This is a genomic window from Rathayibacter sp. VKM Ac-2879, from assembly GCF_015351245.1.
Taxonomy (GTDB): domain Bacteria; phylum Actinomycetota; class Actinomycetes; order Actinomycetales; family Microbacteriaceae; genus Rathayibacter.
The window spans coordinates 286,220-309,110 of record NZ_JADKSO010000004.1 but is presented as its reverse complement, the minus strand read 5'-3'; the positions used below and the strand labels follow the sequence as shown (position 1 = coordinate 309,110).

Genomic DNA, 22,891 nt, shown 5'->3' with positions numbered 1-22,891 from the left:
CGGCAGCGCGGAGGCGGGCTCGGGCTTGCACCGCCCGAGCGATGCCGGTAACGCGGGGCTCAGGTTGTCGGGATGCCGCCGAACTCCTGCATTCGCTGCGTGAACTCGGCTCGGTCACCCTCCTCGAGGACACTGTTCGCGTAGCCGGCCAGGAACGCGCCCTGGTCAGGCGGGGTCACGCTCACCTTGTCCAGCATCGAGGCCACGTCACCGCTCGGATCGGCGTCGAGGTCGACGAGGCCGATCTCGACCGCCGGGACCGAACTGGCGTCCGAGTACGCCGTCACGATCCACAGGGCGGTCGACGCCTCGTCGTCCGAGAGGTCGCCCTCGTACTCGTAGCCCACCGACGACCACTCTGAGGGCGTCCTGGCCACGTCGACCTTGTCGAACCCGAGCGGGGCGAGGGCACGCGTGAAGCGGTCGACCACCTCCTGCTTGGCGGAGTCCGTCGAGAGGTCGGCTTCTGCGTAGTCGGTCGCGGAGATGTAGTTGTAGAGCAGGGACGGGCCCCCGTACGCGTTCTGGGTCTTCTCGTAGTACTCGTCATCGGCCGAGGTCCAGTCGCGGAGCACGGCGGTCTCGACGGCCTTGATTCCTGCCTCCGCCTCGGAACGCGCCTTCTCGGCCGAGGGCTGCGCGAGCACGACGGCCGCGTCGCCGTCCTGATAGCCGGGATAGTCGTAGAGCGGGTCGGACGGGTCACCGCTGCTGAACGGGTCGTCGGTCGAATCTCCGAACGGCTCGTCCGAGACTCCCGGGGCAGAGGTCGGGGCAGACTCGGAGGCGGCATCGATGGCCGAGCCGACGCCGAACGCGAGGAGAGTGCCGAGCACCCCTGTGTAGAGGACTCCGACCACGACGCTCACGGCGAGGGCGGTCCAGCCCCCTGCACCGAGGGGGCGCTGGCTGGGCGTCACGCTCGATGTCGCCTCGACGGGCGGCTGGGCAGGTGTCGGGCCCGGGGGGATCTGGCTCATCGCGTTCCTCCGTTCACGAGCGGCAGCGGAGCAAGTCTGGCATCTCGGCCGGTCGTGCGGGCGCGGAGCGGAGCGGTAGAGCTTCCGTGTCCGTCGCCGGTCGAAGGCGCGCAGAACGAGGGTCGGGCGGGTCGGGAAAGGCCGTCACCGTGACCGCGCGGGCTGTCCGCCTCCGCTGTGCACGAGACGGCGAGCATCGGGAGTGGCCGGCGCGGTGGACAATGGCCGGATGGACGATGTCGTGCCCGCCACCCCCCTCCCCTCACTCGGCGAGCTCGACTCGGGACTCCGTGTCGTCGCGCTGCCGCTGCGGACGCGCTTCCGCGGCGTCGATCGGCGCGAGATCGCGCTGATGCGCGGGCCGGAGGGGTGGACCGAGTTCTCGCCGTTCCTGGAGTACGGCGCCGAAGAGTCCTCAGCGTGGCTCCGTGCCGCGATCGACTACGGCTGGAGCGCGCAGCCCATGCCACGGCGCAGCAGCATCCCCGTGAACGCGACAGTGCCGGCCGTGGCGCCCTCCGCCGTCGCCGAGATCCTCGCCAGCTACCACGGCTGTCGCACCGCCAAGGTCAAGGTCGCCGAGCGGGGTCAGAGCCTCGCCGACGACATCGCGCGGGTCGCCGAGGTGCGGCGCGTGCTCGGCCCGGAGGGTCGGATCCGCATCGACGCCAATGGGGCGTGGAACGTGGACGAGGCAGAGCACGCGGTGCACGCGCTCGCCGCCTTCGATCTCGAATACGTCGAGCAGCCGTGCGCGAGCGTCGACGAGCTCGCGCAGCTGCGCACGCGTGTGAAGTACATGGGGATCCCGATCGCGGTCGACGAGAGCGTGCGCAAGGCCTCCGATCCGCTCGCCGTCGCCCGGGCGGGCGCAGCCGACCTGGTGGTGATCAAGGCGCAGCCCCTGGGAGGCGTGCGCCGCGCGCTCGCGCTCGCTGCCGAGGCGGGACTCCCCGCAGTCGTGTCGAGCGCTCTCGACAGCTCGGTCGGGCTCGCGATGGGCGCCGCTCTGGCCGCCGCGCTCCCCGAGCTGCCGTTCGACTGCGGCCTGGGCACCGCCTCCCTCCTCGTCGACGACGTGACCGAGAGCCCCTTGCGGCCGGTCGACGGGAGCATCCCGGTCGGGCGCGTCGACGTCTCGGAGGCGCTGCTCGCGCGTCACGCGGTGTCACCCGAGCGGCATGCCTGGTGGCGCGCCCGGGTGGGCGAGGCGTACGCGCTGCTCTGAGGACCGGCTGGCCCGCGGCACGAGGCCGCCTCCCCGTCGAGCTGAGCCGGCGCACGCCGTGCAGCTCCGGTCCTCCCCTGTCGCTGCGACCGGCAGAATGGAGATCCCGGCCGCCTGACGCCCTTGCCGTTCCAGAATCGGAGTTCCGTGACCGCACCGACCGTCCCCGTCTTCCTCGACTGCGACACCGGCATCGACGATGCGCTCGCGCTCGCCTATCTGCTGCGCTCGCCTCGCGCTCGCCTCCTCGGCATCAGCACGGTCAGCGGCAACACCGACGCCCGACAGGCCGCCGTCAACAGCCTCGGACTGCTGGCGCTCGCGGGTCGGGGCGACATCCCGGTCGCTGTCGGCGCCCACCATTTCCTCGAAGAGTCATACGCGGGCGGTTCGCCGCACGTGCACGGCGACAACGGCATCGGCGGTGTCGTGCTGCCCACGGGCGCCGAGCCGGTCGACGAGGACCCAGCCGACCTTCTCCTGCGCCTCGCCCGCGAGGAGGAGGGGCAGCTGCGCCTGGTCGCGGTCGGTCCGCTCACCAATCTGGCGCTCGCTCTGCGGAAGCATCCCGAGTTGGCTCGGCTGCTGCACTCGGTCACCGTCATGGGTGGAGCCGCGCTCGTCCCCGGCAATGTCACCGCCGTCGCGGAGGCGAACATCTGGCACGATCCCGCCGCCGCGGCCGAGGTCGTGGCCGCCGACTGGGATCTCACGCTCGTCCCTCTCGACGTCACCATGCGCCACCTCATGACGGAGGCGCATCGCGCCGCGCTGCTCACATCGCCCGATCCGCTCGCGCAGGCAGTCGGGCAGGCGCTCGACTTCTATTTCGACTTCTCTGCCGGCCTTTTCGGCGAACGCACCGCGGCCATGCACGATCCGATGGCCGCCGCCATCGCCATCGACGCCGTCGCCGTGACGTCCGCTCCTCGGGTCCACGTGGAGGTGGACGCCACCGCTGGTCCGGGCCGCGGCCAGATCCTCGCGGACCTCCGTAGCCTCTACCGCGACGTCCACCCCGCCGACGCCCGCACCCGCCTCGTCCTGTCTCTCGCCACGCCCTTCGCCCCCCACCTCTTGTCGGTGCTCACCCCCTCCTGACCCCTCCCCTCACCTCTGCAGCGGAGCCCCCGTTACTTTCTTCGTGCTCACGTCGGAGTGATCCGTGGGGTGTTGGGGCTGCAAGGACAGCCCCACTCCTCCCTCCGATCACATGCCGGTGCTGAGGCCTGAGTAGGCGTGGAGCCCCTTGAAGAACACATTGACCACGCCGAAGTTGAACATGACGGCAGCGAAGCCGACGATGGCGAGCCAGGCGGAGGGGGTGCCGCGCCAACCGCGGGTGGCGCGGGCGTGGATGTAGCCGGCGTAGATGGTCCAGATGATGAAGGTCCAGACCTCCTTCGTGTCCCAGCCCCAGTAGCGACCCCAGGCCTTCTCGGCCCAGACCGCGCCGGCGATGAGGGTGAAGGTCCAGAGGATGAAGCCAATGATGGTGACGCGATAGGCGAGGTTCTCGAGGGTGAGGGCGCTGGGCAGGGTGCGGAGGAATCGGAGGATCGAGCGCGGGCTTTCGTCAGCCGTCTCCCTCCGTGCTTGGAGGAGTTGAGTGACGGACAGGGCGAAGCCGAGGGCGAAGAACGCGGTGCCGAGGATCGCGACGAGCACGTGGATCACGAGCCAATACGACTGAAGGGCCGGCGGCAGAGGGACGATGGCGACGTAGTAGTTGACGGTCGCGACGCCGAGGAGCACGAGGACCAGTCCTGTGATGAACGCGCCGAGGAAGCGGAGGTCCCAGCGCAGTTGCACGGCCAGGAAGACGCCGATGATGATCAGGGTTCCGGTCATCGAGAACTCGTACATGTTCGCCCACGGCACGCGGCCGGCGGCGACTCCGCGCAGCACGGTGGCGGCGAGGTGCAGCACGAAGGCGAGAAGCGTCAGCGAGAAGCCGATCCGCATCGCCGTGGAGCGGGCGGGGGCGTTGTAGACCTCGTCTTCGACGCGGCTGGCGATGCGGGAGAGTGTCGCGGTGCGACCCGCGCCGGGGCCGGCGACGGTGGCTCGTCCGCTTGCGGCACGGTCGGCGGCGGCCGCGGAGGCGACGCGCTCCGCCTCCTTCACGACCTCGATCGACTCGCCATCGGCGAGCGAGGCGCGTCGGGCGAGGTCGATGGCGAAGAACACGAACGCGAGGGCGTAGACGCCCATAGCGGAGGAGAGGCACAGCACCGAGTACTGCGAGAGGGTCGCGATCACCTCCTCAGGGTAATCGACCCTCGGGCCGCCCGCCCCTGCGCAGACCCACAGACTCCCCTGTCCCCCATGGAACGGGGTGTCAGGCGTCGAGCGGCGCGTGCCGGTCGGCGATGGTCCGCACCGCGCGCACGAGCTGCGGGTCCTCTCCGCGCGCGAGGCCCGCGTACTCGAGGGTCAGCCCCCCGCCCTGCTCCTGTGTCGCCTTCACCCACACGCGTCGACGTGGCACGAACAGCGACGTCAGCAGCCCGCCGAGCACGAGGATCGCGAACAGGAGCACCCACCCCTGAGTCGCGTCGTGGTGGATGTCGAGCGAGGCAAACCGTTTGACGCTGTCGGTGCCCACGCGGGAGGGATCGGCCCCGACGTTCTCGAAGGTCACCGTGCCGAGTCCGTTCGGCAGTGACGCGGTGTCGCCCGGCTTGAGCGTGATCGGCGCCACGCCGGTCTGGCCGCCCGTGAGCCGGGTGAGCGAGTCGGTGTTGAGCGTGTAGACCGAGGTGGGCACGCCCCCGTCGAGGCCGAGGTCGCCCACGAAGACGTTGAGCGAGAGGACGGGGTATTGCAGGTCGGGGAAGATCGAGGTCGAGGCGCCGCTCGCCAGCGTGTCCTGAGTCGGGTAGAAGAAGCCCGTGAGGCCGAGCTGCTGCGAGAGCCCGTCGGGGATCTTGATCACGCCGACCGAGGTGAGGTTCGCATCCTGCGGAAGGAACGGCACGGCGTCGGTGAAGATCGCCTTTCCGGAGGGATCGCGCACCGTGATCGTCGGCGCGTAGCCGTTGCCGAGAAGGTAGACGTTGGTGCCTCCGATCGACAGCGGGTCGTTGACCTTGATCGTCTGCTGCTGGGGTGCGCCGCCCCGCTCGGTCGTGGTGACGTGCGCCGTGAAGTCGATGGGCTGGCCGAGCGCGGTCTGGTTCTGCTCCTCGTAGCGCACGTCGAGACGGTCGAGGGTGAGCTGGTAGGGGTCGAGCTGGCTGCTGGTGAAGAAGCGGCCCGGGTTGAACGAGTCGTAGGCGGCGAGGTTGTTGGCGAAACCGAGCGAGCCCTCGACGAGCACACGCTGCCCGCTGTAGCCGAAGCCGCCTCCGATGCCCACCGCGAGCAAGATGCCGACGAGCGCGGAGTGGAACACGAGGTTGCCGGTCTCGCGCAGGTAGCCGCGTTCGGCCGACACGCTCGACCAGCGACCGCGGGGATCGTCGTAGCGCTCGACGCGGTAGCCCGCGCGACGAAGGACGTCGTGGGCGGAGGCGATCGCCTCCTCCGCGCTCGCCCCCTCGACCTCGCGGACCGTGTAACCGGCGAGACGCTGCAGGCGCGCGGGGGTCCGTGGCGGCCTAGAGCGCATCGCCTGGAAGTGGTGCCGTGTGCGCGGGATGATGCAGCCGATCAGGGAGATGAACAGCAGCAGGTAGATGCTCGAGAACCAGGCCGACGTGTAGGTGTCGAAAGCCTGCACCTTGTCGAGGAGCGGCGCGAGATCGGGGTTGTCGACGAAGTACTGGGTGACGCCGTTGGGGTCGGACGAGCGTTGCGGCACGAGCGACCCCGGCACGGCCGCGATCGCGAGCAGCAGCAGGAGGAAAAGCGCGGTGCGCATGCTGGTCAGCTGGCGCCAGATCCAGCGCAGCCAGCCCGTGAGCCCGAGGGCGGGCTGGGTGATCGCCCCGTCGGAGTCGTAGTGGTCGGCGGGCCTGAACGACGCGTCGGCGCGTTCCTGGGCTGCGTCGTCGGGGCGCGCGTGGGCGCCCGAGGAGGCCTCGGGGCCCGGCTCAGAGTGCGGGTTGGAAGCCATTGATCACCTCTGCGAGCGCTCCATAGACGAGGGTGTTCCAGATGCCCGTGACCATCAGGACTCCGATCAGGACGAGGGCGGCTCCGCCCGCGATGTTGACGACGCGAATGTGGCGCTTCACGAACGCGAGCGTCGAGGTGACCCAGCTGAAGCCGAAGGCGACGAGGAGGAAGGGCAGGCCCAGCCCGAGGCAGTAGACGAGCGCGAGGAGGGCTCCCCGCCACGGCGAAGCGGTGCCGTAGCTCAGCGCGAGGATCGACGCGAGGGTGGGACCGAGGCAGGGCGTCCAGCCGACGCCGAACACGATGCCCAGTAGTGGGGCGCCGAGGAGGCCCGTGGCCGGGCGGACACCGGGCCGCATCGTGCGCTGGAGGAACGAGAACTGCCCGACGAAGACGAGCCCCATCGCGATGACGACCACGCCGAGGACGCGCGTGATGACGTCGCTGTACTGCCGCATCCAGAAACCGATCGAGCCGACCGCGGTGCCGTAGAGCACGAACACCAGGGAGAAGCCGAGCACGAACAGCAGCACGCCGAGCAGCAAGCGGCGGCGGCCGCGCGCCGCCCGTTCGTCGGCGTCCGTGAATCCGCCGACGTAGGCGAGGTATCCCGGCACGAGCGGGAGGACGCACGGCGAGGCGAACGAGACGAGTCCTGCGAGCACGGCGATCGGGACGGCGAGGAGGAGCTGGCCGCTGACGACGATGTCGCCCACTCCGCTACTCCTGCTCCGCGAGCGTGTCGCTCACGAGCGTCGAGAGGATGGACGCCTCCTGGAGCTGGCCGAGGATGCGTGAGGCGACGCGCCCCTTTTTGTCGAGCACGATCGTGGTCGGCACGGCGTTCGGCGGGACGGTGCCGGTGAAGGCGAGCTGCACCGAGGAGTCGGTGTCGATGATCGAGGGGTAGCTGAGCCCGAAGGTCGTCGCGAAGGCGGCAGCGGTGGGCGCCTGATCGCGCACGTTGACGCCGACGAACGAGACGTCCTTGCCGGCAAACTCGCCGTTGACCTTCTCGAGGTCAGCGGCCTCCGCTCGGCACGGGGCACAGCTCGCGTACCAGAAGTTGACGACCACGACGCGGCCGGCCAGCTCAGCGGAGTCGATGGTGGAGCCGTTCTCGTCGGTGCCGGAGAAGGCGATCGGATCGGCGCGGTCGGCGACGGCGATCTCGGTGACGGTTCCGTCTCCTGAGATGTAGCCCTTGTTGCTGCCGCTGCGGTACTGGCCGGCGAGGGGATCCTCGGTGCACCCGCTGAGAGCGAGCGCGGCGACCAGCGCGACGGCGCCGAGGAGGCGGAGGCGGCGCATCAGACCGCGCCCACATCGGTCGCCAGGCCCTGGAGACCGGCGGCGGGGTCGGAGTAGCCGACCTCGACGAAACGGTCGCCGCGGCGCTCGAGCGTGGTGATGCTCGAGAGAGCGCAGCGCCGCTTGCGCGGGTCGTGGAACAGATGCTCGCCCGCGAGCGCACGGTGAACGGTCCAGATGGGGAGCTGATGACTGACGATCGCGACGTCCCCGTCGACCGTTCCCTCCCATGCCGCCTCGATCGCCGCGTACATCCGCGCGGAGATCGAGAGGTACGGCTCACCCCAGCTGGGCTCGAACGGGTTGCGCAGCAGCGGCCAGCTCCGGGGGTCGCGGAGGGCGGAGGCGCGTGCGGTCATCGAGCGGCCCTCGAATCGATTGGAGGGCTCGATCACGCGCTCGTCCGTGCGGACGTCGAGCTCGAAGGCCTGCGAGATCGGCTGAGCCGACTCCTGCGTCCGCTGGAGAGGCGAGGCAACGAGCCGGGTGACGCGTCGCGTGCGCTCGAGGAGATCGTCGGCGGCGGCACGCGCCATGCGGTGGCCGAGTTCCGAGAGGCGGAAGTTCGGGAGTCGCCCGTAGAGGACACGGTCGGGGTTGAACACCTCGCCGTGCCGCACGAGATGGATCTGATCGGCAACCACGAGCGTCAAGTGTACGGAACGACGCCGGCAGGATCGGTCCGGCGGCCGGACTGGGTGGGGCCTGGGCGGGACCTCAGCGGCGCGCGAGAACGGCCGAGGAGAGCCTCCGCACGAGCCAGCCTGGGAGGTGCCGCACGAGCGCCATCGGCACGCCGAAACGCCACGACGGCACCGAGACCACCTGGCCGCGGGCGACGTCGCCGAGGAACTCCTCCACCACCGCGTCGGCGCGGAGCCAGAGGAAGGCGGGAATCGAGGAGGTGTCCATCGCCGCCCGCGTGTGGAACTCGGTGCGCACCCATCCGGGGCAGAGCACCGCCGCACGGACCCCGGTGCCGCGCAGCTCGACCGCGAGCGATTGCGTGAAGGCCGTCGCCCACGCCTTCACCGCCGAGTACGGGCCGAGGTGCACGAACCCGGCGACACTCGAGACCGTCAGGATCGCCCCGCGGCCCCGCGCAGCCATCGCCTCCGCCGCCGCGCCCGAGAGCACGGCGACCGAGCGGACCATGACCTCGAACGCCTGATCCTGCGCCGCGACATCGGGGACGGCGAAGCTGCCCTCGATCCCGAAACCGGCGTTGTTGACGAGCACCCGCACCGGCCTGGCCGGGTCGACGAGACGCCGACGCACGCTCTCGACCTGCTCGCGATCGGCGAGGTCGGCCCTCAGTACCTCCACCTGCGGGGAGCCGCGCCGACGCAGGTCAGCCGCCTCGTCGCGGAGTCGAGCCTCGTCGCGGGCCACGAGCACGAGGCCGAAGCCGCGCCGCGCGAAGGCGCGCGCGAAGGCGAGGCCGATGCCGGAGGACGCGCCGGTGACGAGCGCGGTGCTCACCTGTCGAGGCGGCGACCCACGCTGCGCAGGGTCGGTCGAGCGAGTCGCCGTCGAGTGAGGCTCGGCATCTGGCATGGCTCCCCCTTGCTTTCCCTCAGACGACGGGATCGCTCGAAGATGCTAGCGGTTCACGCACGCTGTGGACGGTCTCGATGCGGACCGCGGCAGAGAGGCGGCGCAGATTGCCTTGTCGACCTGCTGCACGCCGCAGGCCGTGCGCCCGGGCTCCCGCCGAGCCCGCGAGTAGACTCCCCTCTCGTGACCGACGAGACCCGCCTCCCCCGCACCACCGTCCGCAAGCTCGCTGCGCTCGAGGACGGCCCGGTCCGCGTCTCCGGCTGGGTCGAGACCGTGCGCGACCAGAAGAAGGTGCAGTTCGTCGTCCTCCGCGACGAGTCAGGCTCCGTGCAGCTGGTGAACCCGACCGTGCGCGAGGCGGAGGACGGCGACGAGGCCGCCCGGGCGAAGCTCGCCCTCACCGAGACGATCTCGGGCCTGGCCCTGGGCTCCTTCGTCACCGTCACCGGCAGCCTCAAGCATGACGAGCGCGTCAAGCTCGGCGGCATCGAGGTCAAGCTCGAGACCCTCGAGGTCGTGGCGGCGTCGATCCCCGAGACGCCCATCGCCCCCGACTCCGGCATCGACAAGCGCATGGACTGGCGCTTTCTCGACCTGCGCCGCCCCGAGCAGAACCTCATCGCGCGCGTGCAGACCACGTTCGAGCACGCCCTGCGCAGCTACTGGATCGAGCACGACTTCATCGAGATCCACACGCCGAAGCTCATGGCGAGCGCCTCGGAGTCGCGTGCCGAGCTCTTCGAGGTCGAGTACTTCGAGACCAAGGCCTACCTCGCGCAGAGCCCGCAGTTCTTCAAGCAGATGGCGCAGCCCGCGGGCTTCGGCAAGGTGTTCGAGGTCGGTCCGGCGTTCCGCGCCGACCCGAGCTTCACCTCCCGGCACGCCACCGAGTTCACGAGCGTCGACGCCGAGGTGTCGTGGATCGACTCGCACGAGGACGTCATGACCCTGCACGAGGAGCTGATGGTCGCGGGCCTCACCGCCGTCGTCGAGAAGCACGGCGCCGAGGTGAAGGCTCTCTTCGACATCGAGCTGGAGGTTCCCAGCACCCCGTTCCCGCGCATCCCGCTGGCCGACGCCAAGCGCATCGTCGCCGAGCGCGGCTACGAGGTCCCCCGTGCCGACGACGACATGGACCCGGAGGGCGAGCGTCGCGTCGCGGCATACGTGAAAGAGGAGTTCGGCCACGACTTCGTGTTCCTCACCGACTATGCGTCGAGCATCCGGCCGTTCTACCACATGCGCCGCGAGGGCGACTCGACGATCACCAACAGCTACGACCTCATCTACAACGGCGTCGAGATCTCCACCGGCGCGCAGCGCGAGCACCGCGTCGACGTGCTCGTCGAGCAGGCGCGCGAGAAGGGGCTCGACCCCGAGGAACTCGGCTTCTACCTCGACTTCTTCCGCTACGGGGTGCCGCCGCACGGAGGCTTCGGCATGGGCCTGTCCCGCGTCATCATGCTGATGCTGCACCAGGCCAACCTGCGCGAGGTCACCTACCTCTTCCGGGGGCCCACCCGCCTGCTGCCGTAGGCCCTCCGCGAGGCTGCCTCGCCGGGAGGCGGATCGTCGGCACGTGCTCGACTCCCCTGGGGCGCCTCCCTCGCGTGGGACGCTGGAACACGACAGCATGAGCGCACCGCGGCACTTCGACGCGGCCCGGAGGAAGGTTCCGTGCGATGACGCCGACGCCCCACTACCTGAACGACACAGGCCCCGGCTCGGGCCGCCGTCGGCCCGCCCGCTCCTGGCTGCACACCGACGCCCCCGCGCTGAGCCTCGACGGGGACTGGCGATTCCGTCTGCTGCCGGCGGCGCCCGGCACGCTCGGAGGCGAGGGCGTCCTGCCCGACGGCGAAGGTGTCGATGCCGTCGCGGCCGAATCGTTCGACGACTCCTCCTGGGATCTGCTGCCGGTGCCCGCCCACTGGGTGCTGCAGGGCGAGGGCCGCTACGGCCGACCCGCCTACACGAACGTTCAGTACCCGTTCGCGACCGAGCCGCCGTTCGTGCCCGACGAGAACCCGACCGGTGACTACCGCCGGACGATCCGGGTACCGAAGGAGTGGGCCGACGCCGAGGCGATCGTCCTGCGGTTCGACGGGGTCGAGTCGCGGTATCGGGTGTGGGTCAACGGCGTGGAGATCGGCATCGGGTCGGGGAGCCGGCTCGCGCAAGAGTTCGACGTGACCGGCGTGGTCCGTCCCGGCGAGAACCTCGTCGTCGTGCGGGTGCACCAGTGGTCGGCGGCGAGCTACATCGAAGACCAGGACCAGTGGTGGCTGCCCGGCATCTTCCGCTCGGTACATCTGCTCGCCCGACCGGTCGGGGGGATCGAGGACGTCTGGGTGCGCGCCTCCTTCGAGACGGGCGCGGGCCGCATCGAGACCGAGGTCGTGGCAGCGCGGGCCGCGTACCCGCTCACGCTGCGCGTTCCCGAGCTGGGGATCGAGGCCGTCTGGGGCAGCGCGGAGGAGATTGCCCCGATCGAGGTGCCGGCGGTCGACCCGTGGTCGGCGGAGGCGCCGCGCCTCTACGACGCGCAGCTCGCCTCCGCCGGCGAGACGGTCTCGCTCCGTCTCGGCTTCCGTACCGTCGAGATCCGCGGCGACCGCTTCCTCGTCAACGGTGAGCGGGTGGTGTTCCACGGGGTGAACCGCCACGAGACCCACCCTGATCGCGGGCGTGCGTTCGACGAGGGCTTCGCCCGCGACGACCTGGCGATGATGAAACGCTTCAACGTCAACGCGATCCGCACCAGCCACTACCCGCCGCACCCCCGCCTCCTCGACCTCGCCGACGAGCTCGGCTTCTGGGTGATCCTCGAGTGCGACCTCGAGACGCACGGCTTCGAGCGGCACGACTGGGTAGGCAATCCCAGCGACGATCCGGCGTGGCGCGAGGCGTACCTCGACCGCATCGAGCGGACCGTCGAGCGCGATAAGAACCATCCGAGCATCGTGCTGTGGTCGCTCGGCAACGAGGCGGGCACCGGCGCGAACCTCGCCGCGATGTCGGCCTGGGTGCACGCCCGCGACCCCGAACGCCCGGTGCATTACGAGGGCGACTACACGGGCGCCTACACCGACGTGTACTCGCGGATGTACTCCTCCGTTCCGGAGACCGAGCGGATCGGGCGTGACGACTCGCGCTCTCCGCTCCTCGGGTGCTCTCCCGGAGAGTCGGCCCGTCAGCGGGCCAAGCCGTTCCTGCTCTGCGAGTACGTGCACGCGATGGGCAACGGCCCCGGGGCGATCGACCAGTACGAGGAGCTCGTGGAGCGGTTTCCGCGGCTGCACGGCGGTTTCGTCTGGGAGTGGCGCGATCACGGCCTGCGCGCTCGGACGTCCGAAGGCGTCGAGTACTTCGCCTACGGCGGCGACTTCGGCGAGATCGTCCACGACGGCAACTTCGTGATGGATGGCATGGTGCTCTCGGACGGCACCCCGAGCCCCGGCCTCTTCGAATGGAAGCAGGTCGTGGCGCCGGTGCGGGCGCACATCGATGCCGACGGGATCGACGTCGAGAACCGGCGCCATGACGCCTCCACCGCCGACCTGCGCCTCGAGTGGCGGGTCGAGCTCGAGGGGCGAGTGACGCAGGAGGGGACGCTCGCCGCACCCGTGATCGCGGCTGGCGCCTCCGCGCGTCTTGCGCTGCCGAGGGTCGACGTGCCCGCCGTCGGCGAGGTCTGGCTCACGGTCGACATCGTGCTCGCGGCGCCGACGGAGTGGGCCGAGGAGGGGCACGTCCTCTCGACCGCACAACGTCTCCTCTCCGCTCCCGCGCCGGTTCCCGAGTGGGCCAGGGCCTCTCGCTCGACGGGCGACGGAGGGCCGGCCCGCTTCCGCGGCTGGCGCGTGGTCGAGCTGGCGGGACTCGCCATCGAGGGTCCGCGCGCCGAGCTCTGGCGCGCGCCGACCGACAACGGACGAGCGTTGGAGCGTGGACGGCGACTCCGCGGTGTTGCGAGTCGATCTCGCTCCCACCGGCCGCTGGGACATGGTCTGGCCGCGCCTGGGCATCCACCTCGACCTCCCCGCCTCCATCGACGTCGTGGAGTGGTTCGGGACCGGCCCGCGCGAGTCCTACCCGGACAGCAGGCACGCGGCACGCGTCGGCCGCTTCTCGGCAGGCATCGACGAGCTGCCCACCCGCTACGCGCGACCGCAGGAGAGCGGGCATCGCAGCTCGATGCGCGAGCTCCTTCTGTCGGAGGGAGACACGCCGCGTCTGCGCGTCGAGGCGGCACGCGATCTGCACGGCCGCCTTCCCGGCTTCACCCTCTCGAGGCACACTCCGCAGGAGATCGCGCTGGCCCGGCACCCGCACGAGCTGCCCGTCTCCTCCCGCTCCGTGCTGTCGATCGACGCGGCCCAGCACGGGCTGGGCTCGCGGGCCTGCGGCCCCGACGTGTGGCCTGACGCGCAGCTGCGTCCGGAGGCTCGCTCGCTCGTGCTGCGGTTCAGCGCACTCGGTTGAGGACGCGAGCACAGCGGCAAAGATGACGGATCAGGTCACGAACAGGTGACTCCTCCGGCCGGACAGGCCACACTTCTCCTCATCGAGCCACCGGGAGGGAGAGGCGATGCAGCACCCCTGGCGCCGCGGAGTCACGCTGTTCTGGTGGCTCTTCGCCTCCGCTCAGACTGTCATCACGTTCCTCCGCGACTTCGATCCCGGGGGGACCGTCCTCGTGGTCCTCGCGTCCGCCATCGTGTCGGTGGCGTTCATCGCCTCTCGCCAGTGGGCGGGGATCCGCGCCGAACGTGCAGCCCAGAGGCTCCAGCACACTCTCGAGCAGCCCCTGGCAGGGAGCCGCCACTGCCATCTCGTGGAGGCCTCCGGCTCCTTCGAACCTCTCCCGGCCGGCTACACCCTCCGCCTCTTCGTGGAGGAGGACCCCGGCGTCTACTACCCCCACCATGGAGTCGCGATGACTCCCGACGGCAGGTGGTCGGGGACAGCCGCGATCGGACGACGGCTGCGGCATTCCTGCGACGGCCAGCGCTTCGTGGTGCACCTGATCCTTCTGAGCACGACAGACGACGCCGCGGTCGCGGAGAGTCTCGAGAAGGCGCACATCACCGACGTCTGGCTGTCGTTCCCGATGCGGAGCGGGATGCGCTCAGTGGCGAGCGTCGAGGTCGTCCGAGACGACACCGCGACCGACTGGGGTGCGCTCGTCTGAGACCGCGGACGTCACTCCTGCTGCTGATGCGGGAGCGGGCCGCCGACGAGCAGGTCGGCGTTCTCACGGCGGCGCCGCACGACGACGGCGGCGAGCAGGCCGGCGAGGAGGGCAGCGACGAGGACTCCCGCGCCGATCGCGAGCCCGACGCCGGCCGAGAGGCCTCCGGCGCGGGTGCCGGAGCTCGGCGCGACGAGACCCGAGATCGCCGATTCGATCGCGACTCCGCAGACCTGCGACGCTTCGGGCGGCGAGGTGGAGGAGCCCTCGCTCGGGTACGAGACGGTGACCGCCGCGGTGCGCTTGCTGATCGACCCCACGGCGACGATGCAGTAGACGGGCGCAGTCGCCTCCTTCACGATCGCGGCGCCGAGGTCGAGGCCGGCCCACCCGAGCGCGTCCACTCGCACCGAGAGCTCGCCCGCGGCGAGCTCGGCGCGGACGCCCGTGGTGGTGAACGCTCGGACCGAGACGCTCTCGACCGGACCGAAGCCCCACACGGCGCCCCGCGGAGACCCCGCTTCGCTGCTCGTCGAGACGCGTGGCTCGACGAGCACGCCCGGGCCGGTGGAGGCAGCGAGCGCGAACGTGGTCGCGGCCGTCGATCCGCGGTCGCCCGTAGCGGTGACGGTGTAGCTGCCGATCGATGTCAGGGCGGAGGCGGGCACGGTCGCCGAGCCGGTGCTGCTGGTCGCGCCGTCCTGGCGGCCCTCGACCGAGAGCGCCGTCTCGGTGCCGCCGGGGGCACGGAGGCTGAGCGTCGCGTTCTCCTCGCGCTGGAAACCCGCGTAGGCGACTCCGACGCCGTAGAAGCGCGCAAGTTCGACCGTGAGCGAGGAGGCGTCGATGCCGGCGTCTCGGGTGAGATAAACCGAGACGGCGGGGGCTGCCGATTCGACGACGGGTGCGCCCCCGGTCACGGGAACGGGGGCCGACGCGGCGTCGCCCGTCGAGGTCGAGAGGAGGGTGCGCCCAGGCGAGGAGGGGGGCGGGGCAGCGCTGCCGGCCTGGCTCGTTGGAGTCCCGCCGGCAGAACCGCTCGTGTCTCCGGCACCGCTCGATCCGCCGGACTGGCCGCCGCCGGGCTGGCCACCCCCGGAGTCGCCGCCTCCGGTACCGCCACCGGTTCCCGGATCGGGGACCGTCGTCGGATCGGGGTTCGGTGCGGGATCGCTCGGCGAGGGGTCGACCGCGGGCTCGCTCGGCCCCGGGTCGGGAGTCGTCGAATCGGTCGGCTCCGGGTCGGGCGTGGCGGGGTCGGTCGGGTCCGTGGGGTCGACCGGGTCCGTCGGGTCGACGGGGTCAGTCGGATCGACCGGATCAGTGGGATCGACCGGATCGGTCGGATCCCCGGGGACGGCAGGATCGGTCGGCTCCGCGGGGTCGACCACCTCGGTCTGCACGCGCGGAACGGTCTCGGCCGCCTGGGCCGGCAGCGCGAGGTGGAGGAGCAGCACGGCGAGCGCGAGCGTGGAAGCCGCGGTACGGCGTCGTGACATGGACGTTCCTCCTCACGAGACGCTGAATGCACCCCGGACACGGGGAGCAGGCCTCCCCGAGAAGAGCCTAGGTGGCAACCGAGAGGACCCGAAGAAGAAGAATCCCCCGAACAGGGTTCGTTCTACAACATTCGGATCACGAGGCCGCGATCCGGCGCCGCTCAGACCTCGAAGTCAACGCACGCCCGCTCGCGCACGAGCGGACGGATGAAGCCCGCCACACGCCGGTGATCGGGATGCTCGACGTAGGCGTTGAGCGCGTCGGCGTCGGCGTAGTCGGCGACGAGCACCATGTCGAAGTTGTCCTTCGGGAACATCGCGTTCTTGCCGATCGTCATCGACTCGATCTCGGGAATGATCGGAAGGAGGCTGCGCAGCGCCTCCGAGATCTGGGTGGTGTGCTCAGCGCGTTGCGCCGGGTCGACGGCGTTCAGCTTCCAGGCGACGACGTGTCGGATGGTCATACGTGCTCCAGGAGGGCTCTGCGAAGACGCGTCGGATCGACGCGCCAGTACGTGTGGACGCGCCCGTCGATCAACAACACCGGGATCTCCTCCACGAAACGCTCGTGCAGATCCGGGTCCTCGAGGATCGAGACGTCGTTCACCGAGACGGTCGGGGCACCGGGCTCGCCGGCGATCGTGGCAAGGACCCCCTCGACCACTGAGCGCGCATCGTCGCAAAGATGACAGCCGGGCTTTCCCACGAGTGTCACCTCCACGTCGACCATCCGCCCAGCTTAGAGGACACCCCGTGTGCCGTCGGCGCAGCGACGCTTGCCCTCTGAGGTCCAGGAATCGCCCACGCACCGCTCCGCGCGCCGAGGTAGACCGCGCATCCCGCGGCCACGAGGAAGCCGAGCGCGGGCAGCGCCGAACCACAGACCACGACGCTCAGGCCACTCAGCACGAGTGCCGCCACCACATCGTTGCGGAAGGATGCCGACTGCGACGTGTTCCGCGTCTTGGGGGTGATCGTGAACCGCGCGCCGCCGCCTCCGACCACCCGCCACACCGCCGCGGCCGTCGTCCACAGCACCGAGGCGTACAGCACCAGGGCACGGAGGAGGAAGACCGCCGCGGAGCGCACCTCACCCCGGCTGAGGCGGCGCAGCGCCTCCGGCAGGAGCGGGAGAAGCCCGCCCAGTCCGATCGCGGCCCCGGCCCAGCTTGGCAGCACGTCCTCCCCCGAGGAGGAGGCGATCGCCGAGAAGACGAGCAGGAGCGCGCTCAGCGCCGCGCCCAACGGGGCAGACAGGACCTCGAGGAGGAGGTCGGCCTTCTGCCAGGGCCTCAGCGACGACCGAAGCACCGGCGCGAGATACTGCCGCACGATCTCGACGCTGCCCTCTGCGGCTTTGCCGTGCTGTTTCTTGAAGGCGAAATAGTCGATGGGGAACTCCTCTGTGCTCACCAGCTCGGGCGCATACACGATCTCGAATCCCTGCGCGGTCGCCTCGATGCTGAACGCGAGATCCTCAGCGACGACTTCCGGGAACCCTCGGGTGGCGCGGAGGCACTCGGTGCTGATCAGAGCGCCGCGCCCCATGAAGTGGGAGAAGCCGAATCGGGATCGCACGAGCTGCGTGACGCGCACGTGCGTCTCGAGCAGCGCCCCGAACTCGTCCGCGAAGCCCGAGACCCGCCGGAGCGTGCGGTGCCGGCCCTGGACCACGCCGACCCGCACTCCGGACCGTGCCCGGTGGACGGCGTGGTCGAGCGCACGCCGGACGAAGTCGGGCGGCAGGACCTCGTCGCTGTCGACGACGACCACATACTCCTCGTCGATGCCACGCAGGAGGAAGTCGTTGAGGTTGCCTGCCTTGAATCCCGTGCGCCGGGCCCGCCTGACCACTCGGGCCCCGGTGCGGGCGGCGAAGGAGTCGATCTCTGCTCGGACCCGCTCGTCCTTCGAGTCGTCCAGGATGACGGTGCTCACTCGAGGGTGCGTCTGGTTCATCGACGCGCGGAGAGCGCGGGGGTTGAAGTCGTCGGCCGCGCAGGAGAGCAGGACGACCCCCGCGTCCGACTCGTATGCCGGGACCTCGTGTCGGCGTCGGGCGAGCAGCGGGTAGAGCACGAGGACGGCGAGCGAGCGGAGGCTCACCATCCAGACCGTGCCGATCACGACGCCGAGCATCCAGGTCAGCGTCAGTCCGACCCAGGGTGCGCCGACCTCGACAGGAGGAAGGACATGGACGGCGACGGCGGAGAGCGCGAACCACAGGGCGAGCAAGACGGCGGAGAGAAGGCGGTCGACATGGTTCGGGGACATGAGAGAAGCCCATCAAAGACCCGGGAGAGCGGGAAGGGAGCGGATGGTAGGACCGGGTGCAGGGCAGTGCACTGCCCGCGCGCCCCGCTCCACCCCCGTGCCGATCAGCGCACGGCGTGAGGCGCTGTCACGCCGTGCGGCCGCCGAATGCTCTCGGCTCGTCGCTCCGCTGACGCACGGAGTCGAGGTACAGCAGCACGGCACGCACACGCCGGTGGCCGGGGTCGGATTCGGCGAGCCCGAGCTTGGCGAAGATCGAGCCGATGTGTTTCGAGACGGCGCTGTCGCTGAGGTGCAGGAGAGACCCGATCTCGGGGTTCGACCTCGCCTGCGCCATCAGCGCGAGCACCTCCGACTCGCGGGCACTGAGCACGTCGATGCTCGACGCGGGCGCCTGCTTCCCGCTGACGCTCGACAAAATCTCGGGGTCGATCACCGTTCCGCCGTTGGCGATGAGCTCGATGCTCCGGAGGAAGTCATCCACGCGCCCGACGCGGTCCTTCAGCAGATAGCCGAGGGCTCGGCTGTCCTCGGCGAAGAGGTCGGAGAGGTAGGCGGTCGCGATGAAGTTCGACAGCAGCAGTACGGGCAGACCGGGCCGCTGGCGGCGAAGGTCGAGCGCCGCATCGACCCCGTCGCTGCGGTTGCCGGGAGGCATCCGCACGTCGGTGATGACGAGGTCGAGCTCGTCGCCCGCCGCCAGGACGCGCTGACGGAGGTCGGTCGCGTCGACCGCGGTGACCACCTCGTGGTCCGCGCTCTCGAGCAGCGACGAGATGCCGTCGCGCAGGAGGGCGGAGTCGTCCGCGACGATGATCCTCATCCGGACATCCTTCGTCGAGCGTCACCCCTCTCCCCGAGGGGGATCTCGAGGGCGAGAACGGTCGGCCCGCCACTCGGACTCGACATCGCGAGAGTACCGCCGAGGCTCCGCGCCCGCTCCCGCAAGCCGCGAATCCCGGTGCCCGCGGCGTGATCCGCGCCGCCGTGCCCGTCGTCGGCGACACGGACCATGAGCCGCCCCTCCACGTCGGACAGGTGGACCTCGATCAGCGAGGCGGCGGAATGCTTGAGCGCGTTCGTCACCGCCTCGCTCACGGCGAAGTAGGCACACCGCTCCAGGGCCGGCGCGTAGCGATCGTGGAGCGACGAGTGCACCGCGAGCGGGACGACCGACCTCTGAGCCAGCTCCTCGACCGCAGCGGTGATCCCGTGGTCCGTGAGCACGTCGGTGTAGAAGCCGAGGACGGTCCTCCTCAGGGTCGAGAGCGCCAGCTCGGCGCTCGCCTGTGCCTTCTCGAGCGTCGCGAGCACCGGGCCGTTGCCGCTGCCGGCCTCGAGGGCGCGCACCTGCCGCGCGGCTGTACCCACGAGAAGCGCGGTGAGGACGAGGTGCTGCTGAGCGCCGTCGTGCAGATCGCGCTCGATGCGGACGCGGTCGTTCTCGAACGAGTCGATGAGCGTCGACCGCGAGCCCTCGAGCTCGGCGACCGCTCCCTCTAGCTCCGCCTCGCGCGGAGAGAGCAGGAGCCCCACCACCTGGGCCTGCACGCGGGCCAGGACCGATCCCGCATACCAGGCGACCGCGAGCAGGAGGATCGTCGCCGCGATCCAGAACACCGTCTGGGGGGCGTCGGTGATCCTGAAGTTGACGCTGCTGGGAAGCAGGATCGGCTCGGCCGGCGTCCACCCGCTCGTGCCGTTGCGATAGGCGGCGACCTGCGCGGGCAGCATCGCGGCCGACGAGGCCACCATGCTGCAGTAGTACCCCAGCACGCACTGCACGCCGCCGATGACGACGGTGGCCAGGAACGAGGCGACGGGACGCCACGACACCGAGTAGGCCAGGCCGCGATGCAGCCGGGCACCGACGGTGTCGCCACCCTGACCGCGCGGAGGCAGAGGGATCGCCGGGTAGCCGAGCAGCACCCCCCGGCGGCGCTCGATCGCCGCGAACAGCAGCACGAGCAGCGGCAGGAGGGGCACGGTCACCACAGCGAGCACGCACGCCGTGGCGAGCGCGACCATGATGACGGTGATCGTCTGGTAGCCGAGCAGCCGAAGCGGCCAGGCCGACGGCTTCCGCCATGAGGAAGTGTCGCGCGGAGCAACGGTCATGCTGCGCGACTCTAGCTCCGGTCCTGGTGCGCCGGCGCCGTGGCGCGGATCGTGCGCCGAATCCTCCCCCTGCTCGGTCACTCGGCCGAAAGGGAGGCCGGGACGGAACGCCGCATCGACAGCGCTGCAGGCACGACGCTCGCCACGGCGATCAGCGCCGCGCCGGCCGCCGCGACCCCGGCAAGCGGGAGCAGCGGAACCGCCGGCGGAACGACGACCCCGGATGTGCTGCCGAGGGCGACCGCGACGGCCACTGCGAGGGCCGACACCACTGCGAGCCCGAGGAGGAACGCCGTGACCGCGATGATCACCGCCTCGAGAGCACTCGCGGCGACGATCGTCGTGCCGAGCGAGCCGGCAGAGCGCAGCAGCGCGTTCTCTCGGCTGCGCTCGCACCCCGCGATGAAGACCACGACCGCGATCCCGAGCACGGAGAGCGCCAGCGGTCCGCCGAGCAGGAGGATGATGTTCGCTATCGCGGTGGACGTCTCCGCGGTGAAGTAGTCGGTGTCCAGCTCGTGGGTGATCGCGACCCAGTTCGTCGCGGTCGCCGGCGGCGCCAGCAGTGCGCCGAGCAGCGAGAGGGACAGGAGGAGCGCGAGGATCCCGGCCGAGGACTGCACGGCACGGTACTGGGCGCTGTGGCGCGCGAGGTACCACACGGTCGAGCGTCGCGCGGGAACGAGCGCCGTCCACCCCAGGATCAGCCGCGGAAACACGAGCGGGCCGAGGGCGGCGACCAGCGCGGCCAGCACCGGCCCGAGCAACGACGCCATGCCGAGGATCTCGGCATACTCTCCCGTGGCCAGACCGCTCAGGATCTGCGCGAGCGCGAGCAGGAGGCCGCCCACCGTGAGCCAGCGAACGACCGTCATCCGCGGCTCTGGCGGTGCCGAGTCCCGCAAGAGGTCGAGCGGAGACGTGCGGGAGGCGCTCCGGGCCGCGGGCAGTCCGACGAGGACGACCGCTGCGGAGACGACGACGATCAGCACGAGCACTCCGCCTCCGCTGAGGCGCACGGATCCGCGGGGCATGTGGATCGCCTCGAGGACCCACGTGTCCAGCACGGCGGAGACGACAGGCACCGCGAGGAGGGCGCCGACCGTGGCTCCGACCAGCCCGAGCACGGCGTTCTGACCGTTCGCCAGCCACCACACCCGCCCAGGAGCGACACCTGCGAGCTGCCAGAGCGCGTAGTCCTCCCTCCGCAGACCACCGGAGAGCGACAGCACTGGGCCGAGGACGAGAGCGACGGCAGCCAGGGAGCTGACCAGCACTGTGTCGCCGGTCGACGCCAGTGTGGTCGTGTCCGCCATACGGAGCGGATTGCTCGCCGCAGTGTCGAGGAACGCGACTCCGAGCCCGAGCACCACGGCGGTGGCGACGATGGTGACGAGCGGACCGAGGCGGGTGGCGACGTTGGTTCGCAGGTCGGCGATCAGCAGCCGGATCACGAACGGACCTCCTGGGCGGACGGAGCGGCCGAGGTCATCGCTGTCCAGATCTGAGCGGTGCTCGGCGCGGTCAGGTCGGCGCGCAGTACCCCGTCTCTGAGCACGAGCACACGGTCGGCGCGAGCCGCCGCTTCGAGGTCATGGGTGACCATCACCACCGAACGGCCCTCGTCCGCGACCGACCGGAGCAGTCTCAGCACGGTGTCGCCGGCCACGGCGTCGAGCGCGCCGGTCGGCTCATCGGCGAAGACGACGGCCGGTTCGGCGGCGAGCACCCGGGCGATCGCGACCCGCTGCTGCTCTCCTCCCGAGAGGAGGCGCGGCCCGTACCCGGCCCGGTGCGAGAGGCCGACCTCCGCGAGCGCTGCGTCCGCCCTCGCAGGCGCATCCTCGCGCCCGGCGAGGCGCAAGGGGAGGGCCGTGTTCTCGCGCGCGCTCAGCGAGGGGATGAGAGCGAACTGCTGGAAGACGAAGCCGATCCTCTCGCGACGGAACCGGGCGAGGCGGGAGCGGCTCATCCGCTGGGGGTCCTCCCCGTCGATGCGCATCGAGCCCGATGTCGGCCGCTCGAGCGAGGACAAGCAGAAGAGGAGGGTCGACTTGCCGGATCCGCTCGGCCCGACGATGGCGACGAACTCGCCTTGCGCGATCGAGAGCGAGACCCGGCGCAGGACAGGGATGCCCGGACCGCGACGCCCGCGGCGATAGGTCTTGACGAGCTCCTGCGCGTCGAGCGCGGGAACGGCGAAGGTGGAGGGCGACGACGAGTCAGTGGGGAGTAAAGGCATGTCCTCCACCCGACCAGCCCCGCCGTTCGACAGGGAGGGAGCGGACGACACGATCGGAACAGCGACCTGCACGTCGGGAGTGCACCTGGCTGCACCCCGGACGCCGCGCCGCGTCACCTCCGGCCGCGAGAGGGTGCGAGCCGTCGCAACGCAGACGAGCGCCCGACCCCGGGAGGGACGGACGCTCGAAGGAGAAGAGGCGTGCGCCTACTTCTTGTTGCGACGCTGGTGGCGAGTCTTGCGAAGCAGCTTGCGGTGCTTCTTCTTCGCCATACGCTTGCGACGCTTCTTGATGACAGAACCCACGAAGACCTCACAACGTTCAGGGGGTCGACCGCCCGACGGACGGCCGCTTACGAAAAACTGGCTTCCGCGAGCTTACACGACGGCGCGCTCGCGCGGATTCGCGCTTACACAGGCCGA

General features: G+C 70.6%; 21 protein-coding genes and 1 pseudogene. 6 read left to right on the top strand and 16 right to left on the bottom strand.

Going from position 1 to position 22,891, the window contains the following annotated elements; all coding sequences use genetic code 11:
- Window positions 1-59: 59 nt before the first annotated feature.
- Window positions 60-980 carry a hypothetical protein gene (locus ITJ45_RS12305; RefSeq protein WP_194609940.1) on the bottom strand — a complete coding sequence of 307 codons (921 nt, stop codon included), beginning with the start codon at window positions 978-980 and terminating at the stop codon, window positions 60-62.
- A gap of 229 nt (window positions 981-1,209) precedes the next feature.
- Here ITJ45_RS12305 and ITJ45_RS12300 point away from each other — a divergent pair, with 229 nt between their 5' ends.
- Window positions 1,210-2,208 (top strand): o-succinylbenzoate synthase, encoded by a 999-nt coding sequence (locus ITJ45_RS12300; RefSeq protein WP_194609942.1) that lies wholly within the window; start codon window positions 1,210-1,212, stop codon window positions 2,206-2,208.
- 147 nt (window positions 2,209-2,355) lie between these two features.
- Window positions 2,356-3,309 (top strand): nucleoside hydrolase, encoded by a 954-nt coding sequence (locus ITJ45_RS12295; RefSeq protein WP_194609944.1) that lies wholly within the window; start codon window positions 2,356-2,358, stop codon window positions 3,307-3,309.
- A 108-nt stretch (window positions 3,310-3,417) separates the two neighbouring features.
- Here the strand turns inward: ITJ45_RS12295 and ccsB are convergent, their stop codons facing one another.
- From ccsB to ITJ45_RS12265, 6 genes are all read right to left on the bottom strand, one after another.
- Entirely contained in the window at window positions 3,418-4,470 is a 1,053-nt protein-coding gene (gene ccsB, locus ITJ45_RS12290) for a c-type cytochrome biogenesis protein CcsB (RefSeq protein ID WP_416365299.1), read from the bottom strand.
- A 79-nt stretch (window positions 4,471-4,549) separates the two neighbouring features.
- The gene (gene resB / locus ITJ45_RS12285; protein WP_194609946.1) at window positions 4,550-6,268 is read right to left on the bottom strand and encodes a cytochrome c biogenesis protein ResB; all 1,719 of its coding nucleotides are present in this window, start codon (window positions 6,266-6,268) and stop codon (window positions 4,550-4,552) included.
- Window positions 6,246-6,986 (bottom strand): cytochrome c biogenesis CcdA family protein, encoded by a 741-nt coding sequence (locus ITJ45_RS12280; protein ID WP_323742996.1) that lies wholly within the window; start codon window positions 6,984-6,986, stop codon window positions 6,246-6,248. The genes resB and ITJ45_RS12280 overlap by 23 nt, the downstream gene beginning before the upstream one ends.
- Window positions 6,987-6,990: 4 nt before the next feature.
- Window positions 6,991-7,581, bottom strand: coding sequence for a TlpA family protein disulfide reductase (locus ITJ45_RS12275; protein WP_194609948.1), 591 nt, complete (start codon window positions 7,579-7,581; stop codon window positions 6,991-6,993).
- Window positions 7,581-8,225: a histidine phosphatase family protein gene (locus ITJ45_RS12270; protein WP_194609950.1), complete on the bottom strand. Its 645-nt coding sequence runs from the start codon at window positions 8,223-8,225 to the stop codon at window positions 7,581-7,583. Before ITJ45_RS12270 ends, ITJ45_RS12275 begins: the two co-directional genes overlap by 1 nt.
- A gap of 73 nt (window positions 8,226-8,298) precedes the next feature.
- Window positions 8,299-9,063: an SDR family NAD(P)-dependent oxidoreductase gene (locus ITJ45_RS12265; protein ID WP_194609952.1), complete on the bottom strand. Its 765-nt coding sequence runs from the start codon at window positions 9,061-9,063 to the stop codon at window positions 8,299-8,301.
- A gap of 258 nt (window positions 9,064-9,321) precedes the next feature.
- Between ITJ45_RS12265 and aspS the strand changes: the two genes are divergently transcribed.
- The 4 genes and pseudogenes from aspS (at window position 9,322) to ITJ45_RS12250 (ending at window position 14,335) form a co-directional block, all read left to right on the top strand.
- Complete coding sequence (gene aspS / locus ITJ45_RS12260; RefSeq protein ID WP_323742997.1) at window positions 9,322-10,677, top strand: aspartate--tRNA(Asn) ligase; 1,356 nt, start codon at window positions 9,322-9,324, stop codon at window positions 10,675-10,677.
- 146 nt (window positions 10,678-10,823) lie between these two features.
- Window positions 10,824-13,094: pseudogene (locus ITJ45_RS12255) on the top strand (glycoside hydrolase family 2 TIM barrel-domain containing protein); the annotation flags it as partial.
- Entirely contained in the window at window positions 13,090-13,626 is a 537-nt protein-coding gene (locus ITJ45_RS14470; protein WP_416365301.1) for a hypothetical protein, read from the top strand. The pseudogene ITJ45_RS12255 and the gene ITJ45_RS14470, both read left to right, overlap by 5 nt.
- A gap of 106 nt (window positions 13,627-13,732) precedes the next feature.
- Complete coding sequence (locus ITJ45_RS12250) at window positions 13,733-14,335, top strand: hypothetical protein (RefSeq protein WP_194609956.1); 603 nt, start codon at window positions 13,733-13,735, stop codon at window positions 14,333-14,335.
- A gap of 11 nt (window positions 14,336-14,346) precedes the next feature.
- Here ITJ45_RS12250 and ITJ45_RS14110 read toward each other — a convergent pair whose 3' ends face one another.
- From ITJ45_RS14110 to ITJ45_RS12200, 9 genes are all read right to left on the bottom strand, one after another.
- Window positions 14,347-15,834, bottom strand: a complete 1,488-nt coding sequence (locus ITJ45_RS14110; RefSeq protein ID WP_228493874.1) for a hypothetical protein — start codon at window positions 15,832-15,834, stop codon at window positions 14,347-14,349.
- Between the two features lie 161 nt (window positions 15,835-15,995).
- Window positions 15,996-16,298, bottom strand: a complete 303-nt coding sequence (locus ITJ45_RS12235; RefSeq protein ID WP_194609962.1) for a Dabb family protein — start codon at window positions 16,296-16,298, stop codon at window positions 15,996-15,998.
- Entirely contained in the window at window positions 16,295-16,564 is a 270-nt protein-coding gene (locus ITJ45_RS12230) for a glutaredoxin family protein (RefSeq protein ID WP_194609964.1), read from the bottom strand. The genes ITJ45_RS12235 and ITJ45_RS12230 overlap by 4 nt, the downstream gene beginning before the upstream one ends.
- Window positions 16,546-18,108, bottom strand: a complete 1,563-nt coding sequence (locus ITJ45_RS12225) for a glycosyltransferase (RefSeq protein ID WP_194609966.1) — start codon at window positions 18,106-18,108, stop codon at window positions 16,546-16,548. Before ITJ45_RS12225 ends, ITJ45_RS12230 begins: the two co-directional genes overlap by 19 nt.
- A gap of 127 nt (window positions 18,109-18,235) precedes the next feature.
- Window positions 18,236-18,931 carry a response regulator transcription factor gene (locus tag ITJ45_RS12220; protein WP_194609968.1) on the bottom strand — a complete coding sequence of 232 codons (696 nt, stop codon included), beginning with the start codon at window positions 18,929-18,931 and terminating at the stop codon, window positions 18,236-18,238.
- Window positions 18,928-20,226 (bottom strand): sensor histidine kinase, encoded by a 1,299-nt coding sequence (locus tag ITJ45_RS12215; RefSeq protein WP_194609970.1) that lies wholly within the window; start codon window positions 20,224-20,226, stop codon window positions 18,928-18,930. The genes ITJ45_RS12220 and ITJ45_RS12215 overlap by 4 nt, the downstream gene beginning before the upstream one ends.
- 77 nt (window positions 20,227-20,303) lie before the next feature.
- Window positions 20,304-21,680 (bottom strand): FtsX-like permease family protein, encoded by a 1,377-nt coding sequence (locus ITJ45_RS12210; RefSeq protein ID WP_194609972.1) that lies wholly within the window; start codon window positions 21,678-21,680, stop codon window positions 20,304-20,306.
- Complete coding sequence (locus tag ITJ45_RS12205; protein ID WP_194609974.1) at window positions 21,677-22,468, bottom strand: ABC transporter ATP-binding protein; 792 nt, start codon at window positions 22,466-22,468, stop codon at window positions 21,677-21,679. The genes ITJ45_RS12210 and ITJ45_RS12205 overlap by 4 nt, the downstream gene beginning before the upstream one ends.
- A gap of 207 nt (window positions 22,469-22,675) precedes the next feature.
- On the bottom strand, window positions 22,676-22,774 hold the full coding sequence (locus tag ITJ45_RS12200; protein WP_003792170.1) for a 30S ribosomal protein bS22: 99 nt from the start codon (window positions 22,772-22,774) through the stop codon (window positions 22,676-22,678).
- Between the last annotated feature and the right edge of the window lie 117 nt (window positions 22,775-22,891).